The sequence below is a fragment of the Anabaena sp. AL93 genome, assembly GCF_001672085.1.
GTDB classification, from domain to species: Bacteria; Cyanobacteriota; Cyanobacteriia; order Cyanobacteriales; family Nostocaceae; genus Dolichospermum; species Dolichospermum heterosporum.
The window spans coordinates 1-17,243 of record NZ_LJOU01000111.1; the positions used below are offsets into that span (position 1 = coordinate 1).

A 17,243-nucleotide genomic window follows, 5' to 3' on the forward strand; every position below is an offset into this window, starting at 1 on the left:
GTCAGAATCAGGATAACCAGGATTAAAGGATTGACAGGATGGTAATTTATAGATGGTTTGTTTGGTGATGAAAGTTGTATTTGTCAGAATCAGGATACCCAGGATTAAAGGATTTTCAGGATGGTAATTTATAGATGGTTTGTTTGGTGATGAAAATTGCATTTGTCAGAATCAGGATACCCAGGATTAAAGGATTTTCAGGATGGTAATTTATAGATGGTTTGTTTGGTGATGAAAGTTGTATTTGTCAGAATCAGGATACCCAGGATTAAAGGATTTTCAGGATGGTAATTTATAGATGGTTTGTTTGGTGATGAAAATTGCATTTGTCAGAATCAGGATACCCAGGATTAAAGGATTTTCAGGATGGTAATTTATAGATGGTTTGTTTGGTGATGAAAATTGCATTTGTCAGAATCAGGATAACCAGGATTAAAGGATTTTCAGGATGGTAATTTATAGATGGTTTGTTTGGTGATGAAAATTGCATTTGTCAGAATCAGGATAACCAGGATTAAAGGATTGACAGGATGGTAATTTATAGATGGTTTGTTTGGTGATGAAAATTGCATTTGTCAGAATCAGGATACCCAGGATTAAAGGATTGACAGGATGGTAATTTATAGATGGTTTGTTAGTGATGAAAGTTGTATTTGTCAGAATCAGGATAACCAGGATTAAAGGATTGACAGGATGGTAATTTATAGATGGTTTGTTAGTGATGAAAGTTGTATTTGTCAGAATCAGGATAACCAGGATTAAAGGATTGACAGGATGGTAATTTATAGATGGTTTGTTAGTGATGAAAGTTGTATTTGTCAGAATCAGGATAACCAGGATTAAAGGATTGACAGGATGGTAATTTATAGATGGTTTAAATTATTCAAAAACAATCATTCAGAAACATCCTGAAAAAAACCAACTCCCCACCAAAAATCATTCAATAATATCCTCTACATCCTCAAATCCTGGAAATCCTGATTCAGACAAAAAAAATCATCAACTCCCCACCAAAAATCATCCAACAACATCCTCTACATCCTCAAATCCTGGAAATCCTGATTCAGACAAAAAAAATCATCAACTCCCCACCAAAAATCATTCAATAATATCCTCTACATCCTCAAATCCTGGAAATCCTGATTCAGACAAAAAAAATCACCAACTCCCTACCAAAAATCATCTAATAACATCCTGTAAATCTTACAATCTTGGTTATCCTGATTCTGAATATTACAGAATAAGATATGATCACATTGGGTAAATAATCAAAATAATCTGTTGTTATTAGTATTGATACAGGGGAGTTTTTTGAATCTGCTTCTGCCATCGTGCAACGGAAGTTAGATAGATATTTTGATCGTTTAAAAATCAATCCTTGTAATCATCCTAATATAAAAATTTATAGATGGTTTAAATTATTCAAAAACAATCATTCAAAAACATCCTAAAAAAACCAACTCCCCACCAAAAATCATCCAACAACATCCTGTACATCCTCAAATCCTGGACATCCTGATTCAGACAAAAAAATCATCAACTCCCCACCAAAAATCATTCAATAATATCCTCTACATCCTCAAATCCTGGAAATCCTGATTCAGACAAAAAAAATCACCAACTCCCTACCAAAAATCATCTAATAACATCCTGTAAATCTTACAATCTTGGTTATCCTGATTCTGAATATTACAGAATAAGATATGATCACATTGGGTAAATAATCAAAATAATCTATTGTTATTAGTATTGATGCAGGGGAGTTTTTTGAATCTGCTTCTGCCATCTTACAACGGAAGTTAGATAGATATTTTGATCGTTTAAAAATCAATCCTTGTAATCATCCTAATATAAAAATTTATAGATGGTTTAAATTATTCAAAAACAATCATTCAAAAACATCCTAAAAAAACCAACTCCTTACCAAAAATCATCCAACAACATCCTGAAAATCCTCAAATCCTGGACATCCTGATTTAAGTAGGTGAACACAATAAAACCAAACTGTGTAAAGAAATGTAAAATCGCCTAAACCCTCTTCACTCTTGCCTCTTGCCTCTTGCCTTTTGCCTTGCCATAACGACAATTTTCAACGCCAACCTACTTAGACAGTCTAATATATATGGGCGCACAGATTTCCACTATATTTAAACGATAACTGAAACTCAAAAACTTGTCAAGAGTATTTTCAATAATTTTACCGTCTTTTCTCATCCAATCTCCTCAGTAAAAATATTTAATATTACTAAATAAGATACCCATCTAAAAAACTCAAGAAAGAGTTAGTTTTAAATTAAAATTTAAAGATTAAAAATTTAAACTTAAAATTTATGATTTCCCTGACAATGCTAACCCAGCAGTTTCGGAACTTTTGGCAACCTAGAAAGGGACTAGCCATAGCAGAAGCTTCTATAATTGGGATAGTAGCCGCTTTATCTGCGGTCTTACTCAAACAAGGTTCAGGGTGGTTGGGAACATGGCGAGTGCATACAACTCACATTTTCCCAGCCTGGATATCTCTACCATTTATTGGCCTAAGTTTGGGGTTTCTTTCCGGTTGGTTAGTGCAGCGATTAGCACCAGAAGCGGCTGGTAGTGGCATTCCCCAAGTCAAAGCTGCTTTGGCGAATGTGCCAATTAAACTATCATGGAGAGTAGCTTTTGTCAAGTTAATCTCAGCAATTATCGCCTTGGGTTCAGGATTAACCTTGGGTAGACAGGGACCGACAGTTCAAGTTGGTGCGGGGTTAGCGGCGGGTATGAGTCGCTTAGTTCCCACTTCTCCAGATCATCGCCGCCAAATGATTGCCGCGGGGGCGGGGGCTGGTTTAGCAGCGGCTTTTAATGCGCCTCTAGCCGGGGTCTTATTTATTATTGAAGAATTATTACAAGATTTATCAGGTTTAACTTTAGGAACGGCAATTATCGCTTCTTTTATTGGTGGCGTGATTTCCCGTTGGTTAGGTGGTGGGAGTTTTCAACTAGACTTAAAACTGATTAATCACTCTAGCAGTTTTTCCCTATTAGAAATTCCGACTTTATTAATTTTAGGAATTTTAGCGGGTTTATTAGCAGCTTTATTTAATCAGGGATTAATTTTTAGTATTCAAGCTTATCGCCGTTTACATATTAGTTTACCTTTGCGGGTAGCAATAGCTGGTTTGGCTTCGGGTTTAATTATGTCTTTGCTACCAGAAACTTTTCGGGATAATACAGGTTTGCGGGAGTTTATGATTGCCAGTGAACCAAATATTCCTTTAGCGGGAATTGCCTTTATTGCCCAATTTATCTTAACATTAATTGCTTTTGGTTCGGGCGCACCTGGGGGATTATTTGCACCCAGTTTAATTTTAGGTTCTTGTTTAGGACATATTATTGGCGTATGTGAATTGCAAGTATTTGGATTTGGTTCACCGACTACCTACGCATTAGCCGGAATGGGGGGATTTTTTAGCGCGGTTTCTAAAGTTCCCATTACTGCAATTGTGATTGTTTTTGAAATGACGACAGACTTTAATTTAGTCTTACCTTTAATGGTGGTATCTGTGGTATCTTATCTGGTAGCGGAGAAGGTTGTTCCTGGTTCACTCTATGACAAACTTTTAAAATTAAATGGAGTTGTTATTCAAAAAAATAGTCCGACCCAAGGGATATTAACTCAGTTAACTGCTAAGGATGTGATGCAGTGCTTGGTGGAAACTTTGGAAGCAGAAATGACGGGAGATGAAGTGATTAAGGCTTTTTCTCGTTCCCATCATCGCGGTTTTCCTGTAGTAGAAAATAATAAATTAGTCGGCTTAGTTTCCCAAACTGATTTACAGAAGATTCGGAATCATCTTTTGCCCCATGAAACTCTTTTAAAAGAAATTATGACACCTAAGCCGGTGACGGTGACACCAGCAGATAGATTAAGTCATGTTCTCTATTTATTAGATAGATATCAAATTAGTCGTTTACCTGTGGTAGATGGTAAAAAATTAATTGGGATTATTACTCGCGCTGATATTATTCGTGCTGAAGCAGATCATTTGAATGGCGAAAATGGGGTGACAGGTCCCCAAGCAGAACCTTCTTATTTAGTTTACCAAACTCGATCGCCTAGTATTGGGAGAGGGAGATTATTAGTTACCATTGCTAACCCGGAAACCGCCCCCGTATTACTAGAAATGGCTGCCGCTATTGCCCGCGATCGCCATTATGAAATAGAATGTTTACAAATCATCTTAGTATCCCGTCACATTTCCCCAGCGGAAACCCCAGTCAACACCGCAAAAAGTCGCCGCTTACTCCGACAAGCCGAAAGTTTAGCCAAAAAACTGCACATTCCCATTCATACCCAAATTCGGGTCGCCCATGATGTTGCCCAAGCAATTTTAGAAACAACTAAGGAACGATACATAGATCTAATTTTCATGGGTTGGAAGGGAAATACATCTACCCCCGGCAGGATTTTTGGCAATGTTGTAGATACGGTAATTCGTCAAGCAAATTGTGATGTTGTTTTAGTAAAATTAGGCAATAATTGCCATTCATATCAACAATTTAAACGATGGTTAGTCCCTATGGCTGGGGGACCAAATGCACCCATAGCCATCAAATTATTACCGGCTTTAGTCACTTTGAAAAATGAGATAGAAATTCGCTTAACCCAAGTAGTTAAACCTGGGGAAACAGCACCTGATATGACAGTTTTAGAAGCATCTACCCGGCAATTAATGCGTCACCGTAATTTACAAGGCAATGTTGTTGCTGCATCTTTACAAGCTGAATCTGTCACCACTGGAGTAATTGAGTTGGTGAAAACTGAAGGTTTCGATGTTGTAGTCTTGGGTGCTTCCCGTGAGGGACTATTACAACAAGCCATTCAAGGAAACATCCCCGAAGCGATCGCCTCTGGTGTTGATATTACGGTAATTTTAGTCAGCAGCGCAATGTCTTAACTATGATTTATGTGATTTTAATGAGTTATTGACCATCTTTGTTCTGACAAAAAATATGCATCAAATTACATCATAAAAATCATAAAAACCATAAAAATCATAGTTTAGACACCATTATCGAGAAGCAAGCTGTGGATCTGCCCAAATGCTACCTCTTTCACCGAAAGTTACTGCCTGATCCCCTTCTGCTGAAATATCTACAGTTCTACCATCATTAGTCACTTGCAATAAAGGCCAATTTTCCTCCCCTAATTCACCAGCACGGAATAACACATTATTAGGTTGCTTTTTACTCCAACCTAACAAAATAGCTATTTTTTCGTGATCATCTTCGGATTGCACAGGACTAACTACATTGAGATGATTTTGTTGACGATTCCAAATTACAGCCTGATCTGTGGCATCTGCGGTATTAAAAATAGCCACAAATTTACGGGCTAAAAAGCGATCGCCTTTTTCAGACCAACTCACAGGCACTAATACACCCATATTTCCATCACGATCCGTTTCTACTGACAAACTAGCCTGTCTCTTTAACAGCGGATCAATTACCAAGCTAGTTGATGTCATCACCCGTAACCGCTTGGTTTGTCTATCTTCCACAAACAACACACTATTAACTCGGCTATTGTGCATTTCCGGTTTTACTTGCATTTGCACCCGACTATAAATCGCATACCTGCCATCAGGAGAAACTACAGGAATACTCCGATAGTAGCGGACACCAGAACCACCTTTCCCCCCAACCGCTTCTTGAGTAGCCAAAATCCATTGCCAAGGGATGGGGTGGGGACTACCTATAGGATCAGTTTGTGCCGTCTCTGACTCATTTTGCTGTTCACTAACAGGGATTTCTCCAGTTTTAGGTATAACTGTTGATGTTGCCAATTCCTTAGATACAGCATTCTCACTGACTGGAGAATTTAAATCAGCTTCTGCTTTTGCGTCTTGTGATTTTTGAATTAAATTAACTTGATTAACCGATGTTGGGTTTGGAAATTGTGCCACATTAACTGATGTTACAGTTTCACTAACAACATTATTCCCCACTTGATAACTTTCTCTTTCTACCCCTGAAGTCACGCCATCTTTCGGTAATGAATGTATCCCTTCACCAACGGATATTTTTCCTGTTTGAGAGTTAACTTGAGCAAATTGTAAATTTAACTGCTTAGTAGCAGAATTTTCTGTCAATTTTGGATGAGATTTGCTAATTCCCGAACTCACAATTGCTGCTTCTAATTGTTTCGCTAAGGTAGCATTAATAGATATTCCCACGAAAGGTGAAATTATAATAACTATGGCAATGTACTTGAGAAATGGTTGAACACGGAACCATCCTGACACCAAAAGGGGTTTAAGCATGATGAGACTCTCTAGGGGGCAGTTGCTAAGTGCGGGCAGTATTTATACGGAAATGGAAAAAAGCTATGACTATATGTATATCAACAAACCAAAAGCTTTTACGAGATAATTTAGAGACTTCCAAGAAATAAATTATCCCAAGAAACGAACCACAGAGGCACAGAGTACACAGAGAGAGAATTTTTGCATCAGTTTTGGGACATTTTTTTATTTGGAAGTCTCTTATTCAAATGTTGCATTGCTTTACAAAAGTTTTATTATCACCATTTACCCCCTCATAATCTTTACATAATATACAATCATGACGGGATAGAAGTTAACAGTAAATTACATCTGTTAATAAATACCATCATTATTGTCAGTTCAAGCAACATCCATATTTAATACCAGTAGAATACAGGTATGTTTATCAGGAGTGTAAATTCAAGCATTCAGCCGTCAGCACTTGATTAAGAATCGAATTGATCAGCATTCTGAATGTTAATTTACTGATGTCAGTCTCCCCCATTCAAAACCCCTAAAATCCGGTTTTGGCTGAACACCTACGTAGCCAAAATCTAGAGATGATATTAAAACTTGTCTTAGAGGTTGTTTTAAGTAGTGAGACAGAATTAATTACACAATTTTATTGCGTAAGCGTTGCGTGGCGTTAGCCATATGGAACGAAGTGAAATCAAGCAATTCCAAGGGTTGTGATTGCTTCCCTTCGCTCGCAATGACTGTAAATATTTTTTCCAATTACTTAAAAGTCTAAATTCATACTAACTGAGGCGAATATAATTCGTCAAAAAGTTTTCAAACATCCTTTTAAATCAAGTAATTTCCCAATAATATGCTTTGCTTCTGGCTGGATATAATAGCGCAGGACTTACCCGATCAGAACCTATATATTGGCAAATTCAGATTAACTGATGCACGATCAATAGTAAACAAAAACATTAAATTCATACACCAGAACAACAAACTGTAATTTACACTCGTAACCGCTGCGATTAAGCAAACACAGTCTACTTTGAACTTGGGCAATTATCGAATAATTTTGATTTAGTAGAGAAATGACCAACTCTAAAACACAGCCAGACGCACAAAATCCGTCAACAGTAGATGCAAATAATGATAGGCTTCCGAACCGAAAGCATCGCCGAACTAACTACCTGGACTATTGATAGTTTATCAAAGCTGTTTTTACTCAACTAATAGTAAACACTATACCATCAAACCATGAAAATTTATTTCCCATAATCAAAAATGCTCAACATAATTTTATTAATATTGAGATGCCGCAGTTGTCAGTGATGAGGAAGACACTTACCATTGATTAATGATTCATGACTTGTAATTAATAATTAATAACTAATGAAAGTAGTATTTTTTGGCACTCCAGATTTTGCAATTCCCACTTTAAAAAAACTCTTGGAAAGCAGTGATTTTCAGGTACTTGCTGTAATTACTCAACCAGATAAACGCCGAGAACGTGGGAATAAACTGACACCTTCCCCCGTGAAAACCTTAGCTACAGATCATCATATTCCAGTATGGCAACCGGAAAGACTCAAAAAAGATGTTGAAACCTTAACACGACTCAAGCAGATGGAAGCAGATGTGTTTGTAGTCATTGCTTATGGACAAATTTTGTCTAAGAAAATATTAGATATGCCAAAGCTAGGTTGTGTCAACGTACATGGATCAATTCTCCCTCAATATCGCGGGGCTGCACCAATTCAGTGGAGTATCTACAATGGTGAAAAAGAAACCGGGATTACAACTATGCTTATGGATAAGGGCATGGATACAGGTGATATGCTCCTCAAAGCAACTACACCAATTAATTTACTAGATAATGCTCAGATTTTAGCGGAAAAGTTAGCGATCGCTGGTGCAGATTTACTCATAGAAACCCTATATAAACTAGAACGTCAGGAAATTACACCAACTCCTCAAGATCATGCCACAGCCACTTACGCATCTTTGATTCAAAAACCAGACTATGACTTAGACTGGGCAAAAAGTGCCATCCAATTACACAATCAAATTCGCGGCTTTTATCCTAACTGTATTGCCAGCTTCCGCAATCAACCATTGAAAATCATTGCTACTGTTCCCATAGAGTCAGCGTACATTCAAGAATTACCAGAGCAGTTACAGGAAAAAATTAACAAAATACCTAACTTATCAACTATATCAGGTCAACCTGGAGAAGTAGTAAATATTACTAAAGGACTAGGAGCAATTGTCCAAACAGGGGCAGGTTTATTACTGCTGCGGGAAGTGCAATTAACAGGTAAACGTCCCCAATCAGGATGGGATTTTGTCAATGGGACTCGATTAACTGTTGGTGAGGTAATTGGTAATGGGTAATTGGTAATGGGTAATTGGTAATGGGTAATTGGTAATTGGTGATTGGTGATTGGGTAACATCGTCTCTCCATCTGTTTCCTGTTCCCTGTTCCCTGTTCCCTAATTTTCATAGAACCGACAGGATTTACATGGTCCTTCTGGGTTAACAGCACAACGGATAATTTCTGAAAGAGCATTATAATGACAAGTAGCATCACCGATAACCCAACGTCCCTCTACTAAACTTTTTTCTTCCGGTCTTTGGGCTTTTTGGACATAAATAGCGATATTGTGTAAACTATAGCGTCCTCCTCTAAGCTGATATCTATGGCAACGCTCTAAAACTGCGTAGGTTTTACCTTCAAAATCAAGATAGTTTCCCGGTTGGGGTGTCCAATCAAGTTGTAACTTACCAAGAGACTGACGCGGATGTGTCAAAATTACCTCAGTGGGTAAAGAATTTAGCTCCATGATCAGTTTATGTGATGTGATTTACATACATATAGAGTATCGCAATATTTTGGCGATATTTTTGCTTCGTTCCCCATTTTTGTAGCAACGTTTGATGAAACGTCTTTACAGGATTATAAAGTCATTTAAAAGTTAATATTCCATTACAACTTAACCAGGGCTGATCAATCTATAGAGTATAGATCACAGGTATGATAGATGACCTCCAGAAAACGACTGTTAATTTACACATCTTTACAAATTGCCATGTTTGACAGGGAGTAAGTTGGGTAAACACTAAATGGCGATGTTGCTGATTACAGCTATATAACAGCAATTTTGGGGGATAAATTAGTTAAGGTGTCTATTACATTGTTTAAAGTTATGTAGCCTTTTGCTTACAAGCTATCAAGCCCTGGGGTAAACTATGCCTTGATTATGATTATTTCACCTCAGAAGAACACCCGAAAGGAGCAGTTTTTTCAATGTCTCATACCGTAAAAATCTACGACACCTGCATTGGCTGTACACAATGCGTCCGCGCTTGTCCTACTGACGTACTAGAAATGGTTCCTTGGGATGGCTGTAAGGCTGCTCAAGTGGCTGCTTCTCCCCGCACTGAAGACTGTGTAGGTTGTAAGCGTTGTGAAACTGCTTGCCCCACCGACTTTTTGAGTATTCGCGTTTATTTAGGCGCTGAAACAACTCGCAGCATGGGCTTGGCTTACTAAGAATTTCATTTCTAAATTCTTGGTCTTTTAGCGCTGAGGAGTGAGAGCGGGAGAAACATTTAGATTCTTTCCTCATTCCTCAGCATTTTTGTTGTCCGTTGTCCGTTGTTCGTTGTCAGTTGTCCGTTGTCCATTGTCCGTTGTCCATTGTCCGTTGTTATATCTATTTGTTTCCTGTTTCCTATTCCTAATAACCAATGACCAATGACCAATGACCAATAACCAATTTGCTAAAGTGGCTTATTCATTCCAGCAACTATACTTAAAATTTAATTATCCTAAAACCGGAGTGGTTTAAGCAATGTGTGGAATAGTTGGATATATAGGCACTCAGGCAGCGACAGATATTTTACTGGCTGGATTAGAGAAATTAGAATATAGAGGTTACGATTCGGCAGGAATTGCCACTATTTTGGAAGGTGACGTGCATTGTGTGCGGGCTAAGGGTAAATTACTCAATTTGCGTTCTAAACTGGAACAAATCGAAAATCCTGCCCAAATAGGGATTGGTCACACGCGCTGGGCAACTCATGGTAAACCGGAAGAGTACAATGCCCATCCTCATTTAGATACGGCACTGCGGATAGCTGTGGTACAAAATGGGATTATTGAGAATTATCGAGAGTTGCGGGAACACCTGAAGGCACTAGGACATGAATTTCGCTCAGAAACAGATACAGAGGTAATTCCTCATTTGATTGCTGAGTGTTTAAAGCATACTCCTGAAAATCCTAATTCCCCTTCGGTGTTTTTAGACGCGGTGCGAGAAGCTGTAAGTAAATTAGAGGGGGCTTATGCTGTTGCGGCTATTTCTGCTGATTACCCTGATGAGTTGATTGTAGTTCGTCAACAAGCGCCTTTAGTGATTGGGTTTGGACAGGGTGAGTTTTTCTGTGCTTCCGATACGCCGGCGATTGTTCCTTATACCCGCGCTGTGTTGTCCCTAGAGAACGGCGAAATTGCCCGGTTGACTCCTTTAGGAGTGGAAGTCTATAACTTTGCGGGAAATCGTTTGAAAAAGCATCCTCGGACTCTGAACTGGAATCCCATTATGGTGGAAAAACAGGGATTCAAACATTTTATGCTCAAGGAAATCTATGAGCAACCGGGGGTGGTGCGGGATTGTTTAGAGGCTTATTTCTCAACAGTGGAGAATGGAGAAATTACTGCGGAATCACCGGTGAAATTGGATTTACCAGCGGAATTCTACGCAGATTTAGAACAAATTCAAATTGTTGCCTGTGGTACAAGTTGGCACGCGGCATTGGTGGGTAAATATTTATTAGAACAGTTGGCAGGAATTCCAACTCAGGTACAATATGCTTCAGAGTTTCGATACGCGCCTTCACCTTTAACTGCTAATACTCTGACTGTTGGGGTGACACAATCTGGGGAAACTGCTGATACATTGGCGGCTTTGGCGATGGAAAAAGAACGCCGACAGGGGAAAGAATCTAAGTATCAAGCGCGACTTTTGGGGATTACTAATCGCCCAGAAAGTAGTTTAGGGAATATGGTGGCGAATATTATCAATACTCATGGGGGAATTGAAATTGGTGTAGCGGCGACGAAAACTTTCATAGCGCAATTGATGGCGTTTTATGCTTTGGCGCTAGATTTGGCTTATCGTCGTCAGGAGATTAGTGATTCGAGATTTGAGGAAATTCTCACTGGTTTACGGCAGTTACCAGGGGAAATTGAAGCGATTTTGGAAACTCAAGAACGTTATATTGAACATTTGGTACATGATTTTTCAGAAACAAAAGATTTTATCTTTATTGGGAGAGGAATTAATTTTCCGATTGCGTTAGAAGGGGCTTTAAAATTAAAGGAAATTAGCTATATTCACGCCGAAGGTTATCCAGCGGGAGAAATGAAACATGGACCAATTGCGTTGTTAGATGCAAAAGTTCCAGTGGTGGCGATCGCTGTTCCTGGTAATGTATATGAAAAGGTAATTTCTAATGCCCAAGAAGCAAAAGCCAGAGATTCCCGTTTAATTGGTGTAACTTCTGTAAAAGATGGAGAAGCGGCGGAAATCTTTAATGATTTAATTCCGGTTTCGGAGGTTGAGGAAATTCTTTCGCCAATTCTCACAGTAATTCCATTACAGTTGTTAGCTTATCACATTGCGGCGCGGCGTGGTTTGGATGTGGATCAGCCGAGAAATTTGGCGAAGTCGGTGACTGTGGAATAAATTTTAACATCTGGTATCCTTTAGGCAAACCACGTTGTAGAGACATTTCCTGAAAAATCTCTACATCAGCATTAAACCATCCTGTAATTGATGAGATATGTAAGGGTAAAGCAAGAGCTTCATTGGTGTCAAATTAAGCTCAAATCCCTACCACATCTCGTTCCTAGTCTCTGACTAGGAATGCAGTTGATGAGGCTCTGCCTCTAATATTATTGAAGGCAGAGCCTTCTAGAGTTCATTCCCAGTCAGAGACTGGGAATGAGATGACTTGAGTTCTTTGCGGGATAGAGGTTTTACGTTAAGTTGACACCAATGTTACCCCTACGATATATCGAAGTCAAGGTAATTCATGTTGATTTAATATCAAGACTTACGCAAAATATTCCTCAAACCCTCATTTCTCCGTGTTCTCTGTGTTCTCTGTGGTTCGTTATTCCGTGACTCGTGCATAAGTCCTAAATATCACTAAAATTAATAACATTGACAGGTTGGCTACCACTTTTTTGTTAATTTGTCAATAGGAAATTTTTGCGATCGCTCAAATTAGATCATTTCTGAGCAAATTCATGGCTAAAATTGTTGAGGGAATAGTTATTAATTTTGTAAAGTTTTGTATTAGCCTGGGAAATTAATTTCTGAACCTACTGTCAATAAAGAGTTTGAGACTAACATCTTCTGAAAGATCTAAAATTGACAATAATAACCCAATTATGAAATTCTCTAAGATTATAGCAAATCGCTGAAAGTATAGCAACCTCGTTGATAAATAGAAAAGATTCTCAATTAATTATTAAGGAAATATAAAGGCAAATTGCTAAAAGTTATAAATATCAAAAGTATTATTGATTTTTTATAATTTAAACTTATCATATAGCCATTATGAATAATATATCTGATAAATAGCATCTAGGATAAAACTAAGAGCATATTATTGGATTATAATTCTGAGATAGCGAAGCGCTGCTACAAGCAGTTCGCTCTTTCGGTACACAAACCCTAAATCTATCCAGATTAGCAGCTTTCACAATTGAAGATGGTATCATATATTCTCGGTTTGCTTGATTACGCGCGAGGAAATACAGCGATTTGAGATCAAACGCGGTACAAAGATGGTAAATTTTAAAGATGTGAAAAAAAGAAAATAATTGAAATATATGGCAGCAGCATATTCACCACCTTCATAATCTGAGTTAGTAGATTCTGACCATGAAAAATTCAGAAAGTAGGGGCGCAGGGTCTGCGCCCAGAAACGATTCATCAATAACAGCATGAAATTTATTTACCCCAACCCATAATGGCTATTAAGAATGGTTGCTTTATTTGCGCCATGCTGTAGTAGAAAATTTTTGAACTTGTTTATATAGGAATCCGGTTTGATTCCTGATAGCGTTCACGTAGTGTGCCGTTCGCGGTAGCGTGCCGGAGGCATCAGGCATAGCGTGGCGTTAGCCATATTTTCCGTTGATTTAGGGAACAGGGAAGAAGGATTTCAGTATGTACCGAGTTCTGTATGGCTACGCCACGCAAGCTATCAAAAATCAAATAGGAGTCCTATAGGATAAATCTAATGATATAATTCTGCCATACTTGACGATAAGTGTGGAAGATGCTTGAATATCATTTAAGGAAAAAATTTTGACTACGTGAGTCGCTTTTATCTAGTTTGGTTGTCTGTAAATTTCCTTAACGGTTTTATATAAACAATAACACTAGATAAAAGGCGGAAAAATTCAAATTTTTATACTCATAATAAGTCAAGATGAATATTTAACAAAAATTGACACCATGTCCAATCAGAAGGGTTACATCATACCTAGTTTGCATTCCATAGAGGCTGAACAGCCTTCTAAAATTAGTGATATTTTGTGTCGTAAACTAACTACTTTGTCTGTGATCACTGAGTTTTTTCCTCCAGACTATGCGGCGACAGGACAGTTGATTGAAGAGCTAGTCAAACAGTTGGAGAAACAAGGAATTAAGATTAGAGTATTCACTGGACAACCAGGATATGCTTTTACTACCGCTCAAGCCCCAGCCTTAGAACAATTAGGCAATGTTCGCGTTCAAAGATCCCGATCTACTCAGGTATGGTCTAATAGGATTCGCGGAAAAGCTGTTAATGGTGTTTTATTTACATTGCGGGTTTTTTTGCATATTATCAGAAATGCTGGTAAAAATGATGTATTTTTATTAACTTCAGCACCTCCTTTTTTATCAATAGCCGGATACTTAACTCATTTATTTTTAAAATTCCCCTATGTATGTTTAATATATGATTTGTATCCAGATATTGCGATCGCTTTAGGAGTAGTTTCTCATAAGCACTGGTTAGCCAAGTTTTGGTGGGCAATCAATCGCCAGATTTGGCAAAAATCAACAGGAATTATTGTCCTGAGTCCTGCTATGAAGGAGAGAGTCCTAGCAATCTGTCCAGAAGTGGCTGATAAGGTCTCTGTAATTCATAGTTGGGGAGATCCTGAGTTAATTGTCCCGATTGCCAAAGAAAAAAATTGGTTTGCTAAACAACATAACTTGGATAGCATATTTACAATTCTTTATTCTGGTAATATGGGTAGGTGTCATGATACAGACACCATTTTGGCAACTGCTAAACAATTGCAAAATGAAGAAATTCAGTTTGTTTGTATTGGTGGTGGACCCAAACGGGAAAGTTTTATTCAAGATGTCAAGCGGTTAGGATTAAAAAACTTTCTTTTTCTCCCCTATCAAGAAAAAAGTGTGCTACCGTGTTCCCTGACAGCTTGTGATTTATCATTAGTTAGCGTAGAATTAGGTCTCGAAAGTTTAGTTGCACCTAGCAAACTCTATCCAGCCTTAGCTGCGGGAAGACCCATAGCAGCTATTTGCCCAAAAGATTCCTACCTGCGACAGCTAATAACAGATGGTCAGTTTGGTATCAGCATTGACAATGGAGATAGTGATAGTTTATCTAAATTTATTCTTAACTTAAAGAGCGATCGCCAACTTGCAGAAAAAATGGGTAATGCCTCCCGCGAATATTTGCAGTCAAACTTTACGCCAGAAATCATCGCTAAACAATACATCAATGTCCTAGAAAAATCTATAACTTGAAACGTCACTCCAGCCTAATCAGCATCAGTGTGTGAACAAATTCATTCAGAGGAAGAAGCAACAGGGAACAGAAAAAACTCATGTTTAAAAACATGAGATTGAAATAATGACACTGTTTTTTTCGGGCTACGCATCTTTTAAAAACATCTTTTTCTTGACTGAGCTTTAAACTGGTGCAAATGAGTGTTTCTTATCTGTTCCCTGTTCCCAGTTAAGAGTTCCCTTTTTTTGTAACTTTTGTTTCTTATCTGTTACTTGTTAAGAGTTCCCTTTTTTTGTAAATTTCAGACAACTCAGTTAACAAAATTTAATACCTCAGACAACGTTGAATCAGGAGTTGGGCTTTGATGGTCTTTTTGATCTAAGTCCCTCCCTTACAACCTTCTTACGATCTATTGTTTAGTTGGTGATCAGGAGGCCTAAGTGCAGAAAAGGTGTGAGCGAAATCGGAAACGTTCCCAACGGAGAGCCATTTATTGTCCCATACATAGTTGTTACATAGATAGTGTTAGCCAAAAACACAGACTATTTACCGAACAAGCCGGACAACTACAAGAACGCGGTATAGCCCGACGAGAAGCAATGATGTTAGTAGCAGCTAAAACTACAGTTTCTTTACAGGGTGAGTGGTTAGAGGCTTTTTGGTGCGAAGAGTGCCAAGAAACAAAATGGTATCATGTGCGTAAGCATGAATCCAAGTATGAGATATCTCTTGCCCCAGCCGAACTTTGGCAACAAGCAACAGGTGTCATTCATCCCCATCGCAATCCTTCTGTGGGAGAATTTACCTATAGGCAATCCCGAATGCTTGGGGGTAACAGTGTTAAAGACTTTTGGATAATGAACTGACATGAAAAAAGCTCTCATTTGTGGAGTATCTGGACAAGACGGATCTTATTTAGCACAATTGCTGCTCAATCGAGGCTATACAGTTTGTGGAACATCCAGAGATGCCCAAATATCACCTTTCCAGAACTTAGTTCACTTGGGTATTAAAGATCAAGTAAAGCTGGAGTCAATGTCCTTAACTGACTTCCGCAGCGTCTTACAGGTACTCACAAAAATCCAACCAGATGAAGTCTATAATTTAGCAGGACAAACTTCCGTAGGTTTATCTTTTGGACAACCTGTAGAAACTTTAGAAAGTATCGCTACAGGGACACTAAATTTATTAGAAGCCATTCGCTTTTTAGGCGCAACCATTAAAGTTTACAATGCAGGTTCGAGTGAATGCTTTGGTGATACTGGCAATGTAGCAGCAGAAGAAAATACTGCATTTCGCCCCAGAAGTCCTTATGCTGTAGCTAAATCTGCTGCTTTTTGGGAAGTAGCTAACTACCGAGAAGCTTACGGTTTATTTGCCTGTTCAGGAATATTATTTAATCATGAATCTCCCCTGCGTCCAGAAAGATTTGTCACTCAAAAAATTATTGCTACTGCCTGTCGGATTGCCCAAGGTAGTCAAGAAAAATTATATTTAGGTAATATGTCAATTCAGCGGGACTGGGGTTGGGCGCAGGAATATGTGGAAGCCATGTATTTAATGTTGCAGCAAGATCAACCTGATGATTATGTAATTGCAACGGGAGAAAGCACTTCCTTAGAAGATTTTGTCGCAGCAGCATTTACATCTGTAAATTTAGAGTGGCGTGATCATGTGGTGGTTGATAGTAGCCTATTCAGACCTACAGATTTGGCGATCGGTAAAGGTAATCCCCGCAAAGCCAAAATCCAATTAGGATGGGAAGCTAAATATAAGATGGCAGATGTGGTGCAAATGATGGTAAATACAAAGCCAACCAAGCAATTCAAATAGCAAAACAAGAATCCCAAAGGGCTGAACAAGAATCTCAAAGGGCTGAACAAGCTAATAGGGAGTTGTATGAATTAAAGCAAAAAATGCGATCGCTTGGTATTTCTCTTGACTAAGCCTTGATCAATAGACATCGCCAAAAAAGAAGCCTTCACTCTATAAAATAAAATAAGAAAATCAGATCCCCGACTTCTGAGAGAAGTCGGGGATCTTAAACTCTAGTAGTTCGTCAAATTTATTTTGACGGGTAATGATCGGAAAAAACTTCTGTTCTTCCCTCCACTACCTCCCCTACCTCCCCTACCCCCTACCTCCCC

The 17,243-nt window shown here is 38.4% G+C and carries 10 protein-coding genes; 7 read left to right on the plus strand and 3 right to left on the minus strand.

Translation table 11 applies throughout. The annotated features are described in order from the left end of the window. Positions 1-2,330 precede the first annotated feature (2,330 nt). The gene (locus tag AN486_RS22815) at positions 2,331-4,940 is read left to right on the plus strand and encodes a chloride channel protein (RefSeq protein ID WP_053538125.1); all 2,610 of its coding nucleotides are present in this window, start codon (positions 2,331-2,333) and stop codon (positions 4,938-4,940) included. Between the two features lie 114 nt (positions 4,941-5,054). Here AN486_RS22815 and AN486_RS22820 read toward each other — a convergent pair whose 3' ends face one another. Then, the gene (locus AN486_RS22820; protein ID WP_168635123.1) at positions 5,055-6,305 is read right to left on the minus strand and encodes a hypothetical protein; all 1,251 of its coding nucleotides are present in this window, start codon (positions 6,303-6,305) and stop codon (positions 5,055-5,057) included. Between the two features lie 1,356 nt (positions 6,306-7,661). On the opposite strand from AN486_RS22820, the gene fmt reads away from it, so the two are divergent. Beyond that, positions 7,662-8,663 (plus strand): methionyl-tRNA formyltransferase, encoded by a 1,002-nt coding sequence (gene fmt / locus AN486_RS22825; protein WP_290602681.1) that lies wholly within the window; start codon positions 7,662-7,664, stop codon positions 8,661-8,663. Between the two features lie 99 nt (positions 8,664-8,762). Here fmt and AN486_RS22830 read toward each other — a convergent pair whose 3' ends face one another. Further along, positions 8,763-9,113, minus strand: coding sequence for a DUF6464 family protein (locus tag AN486_RS22830; RefSeq protein ID WP_053538122.1), 351 nt, complete (start codon positions 9,111-9,113; stop codon positions 8,763-8,765). A gap of 464 nt (positions 9,114-9,577) precedes the next feature. On the opposite strand from AN486_RS22830, the gene psaC reads away from it, so the two are divergent. Further along, positions 9,578-9,823, plus strand: coding sequence for a photosystem I iron-sulfur center protein PsaC (gene psaC / locus AN486_RS22835; protein WP_015080270.1), 246 nt, complete (start codon positions 9,578-9,580; stop codon positions 9,821-9,823). A gap of 72 nt (positions 9,824-9,895) precedes the next feature. On the opposite strand, the gene AN486_RS22840 is transcribed toward psaC, so the two are convergent. Continuing rightward, a complete protein-coding gene (locus AN486_RS22840) occupies positions 9,896-10,042 on the minus strand; it encodes a hypothetical protein (protein WP_290602683.1) in 147 nt (48 codons plus the stop codon). Between the two features lie 82 nt (positions 10,043-10,124). Here AN486_RS22840 and glmS point away from each other — a divergent pair, with 82 nt between their 5' ends. The 4 genes from glmS (at position 10,125) to AN486_RS22860 (ending at position 16,929) form a co-directional block, all read left to right on the plus strand. Beyond that, positions 10,125-12,020, plus strand: a complete 1,896-nt coding sequence (glmS, locus tag AN486_RS22845; RefSeq protein ID WP_168635121.1) for a glutamine--fructose-6-phosphate transaminase (isomerizing) — start codon at positions 10,125-10,127, stop codon at positions 12,018-12,020. Positions 12,021-13,805: 1,785 nt separating this feature from the next. Beyond that, positions 13,806-15,113, plus strand: coding sequence for a glycosyltransferase family 4 protein (locus AN486_RS22850; RefSeq protein ID WP_290602684.1), 1,308 nt, complete (start codon positions 13,806-13,808; stop codon positions 15,111-15,113). Positions 15,114-15,536: 423 nt separating this feature from the next. Continuing rightward, complete coding sequence (locus tag AN486_RS22855; protein ID WP_053538119.1) at positions 15,537-15,962, plus strand: hypothetical protein; 426 nt, start codon at positions 15,537-15,539, stop codon at positions 15,960-15,962. Position 15,963: 1 nt separating this feature from the next. Beyond that, positions 15,964-16,929: a GDP-mannose 4,6-dehydratase gene (locus tag AN486_RS22860; protein WP_053538118.1), complete on the plus strand. Its 966-nt coding sequence runs from the start codon at positions 15,964-15,966 to the stop codon at positions 16,927-16,929. The last annotated feature ends 314 nt before the right edge of the window (positions 16,930-17,243 follow it).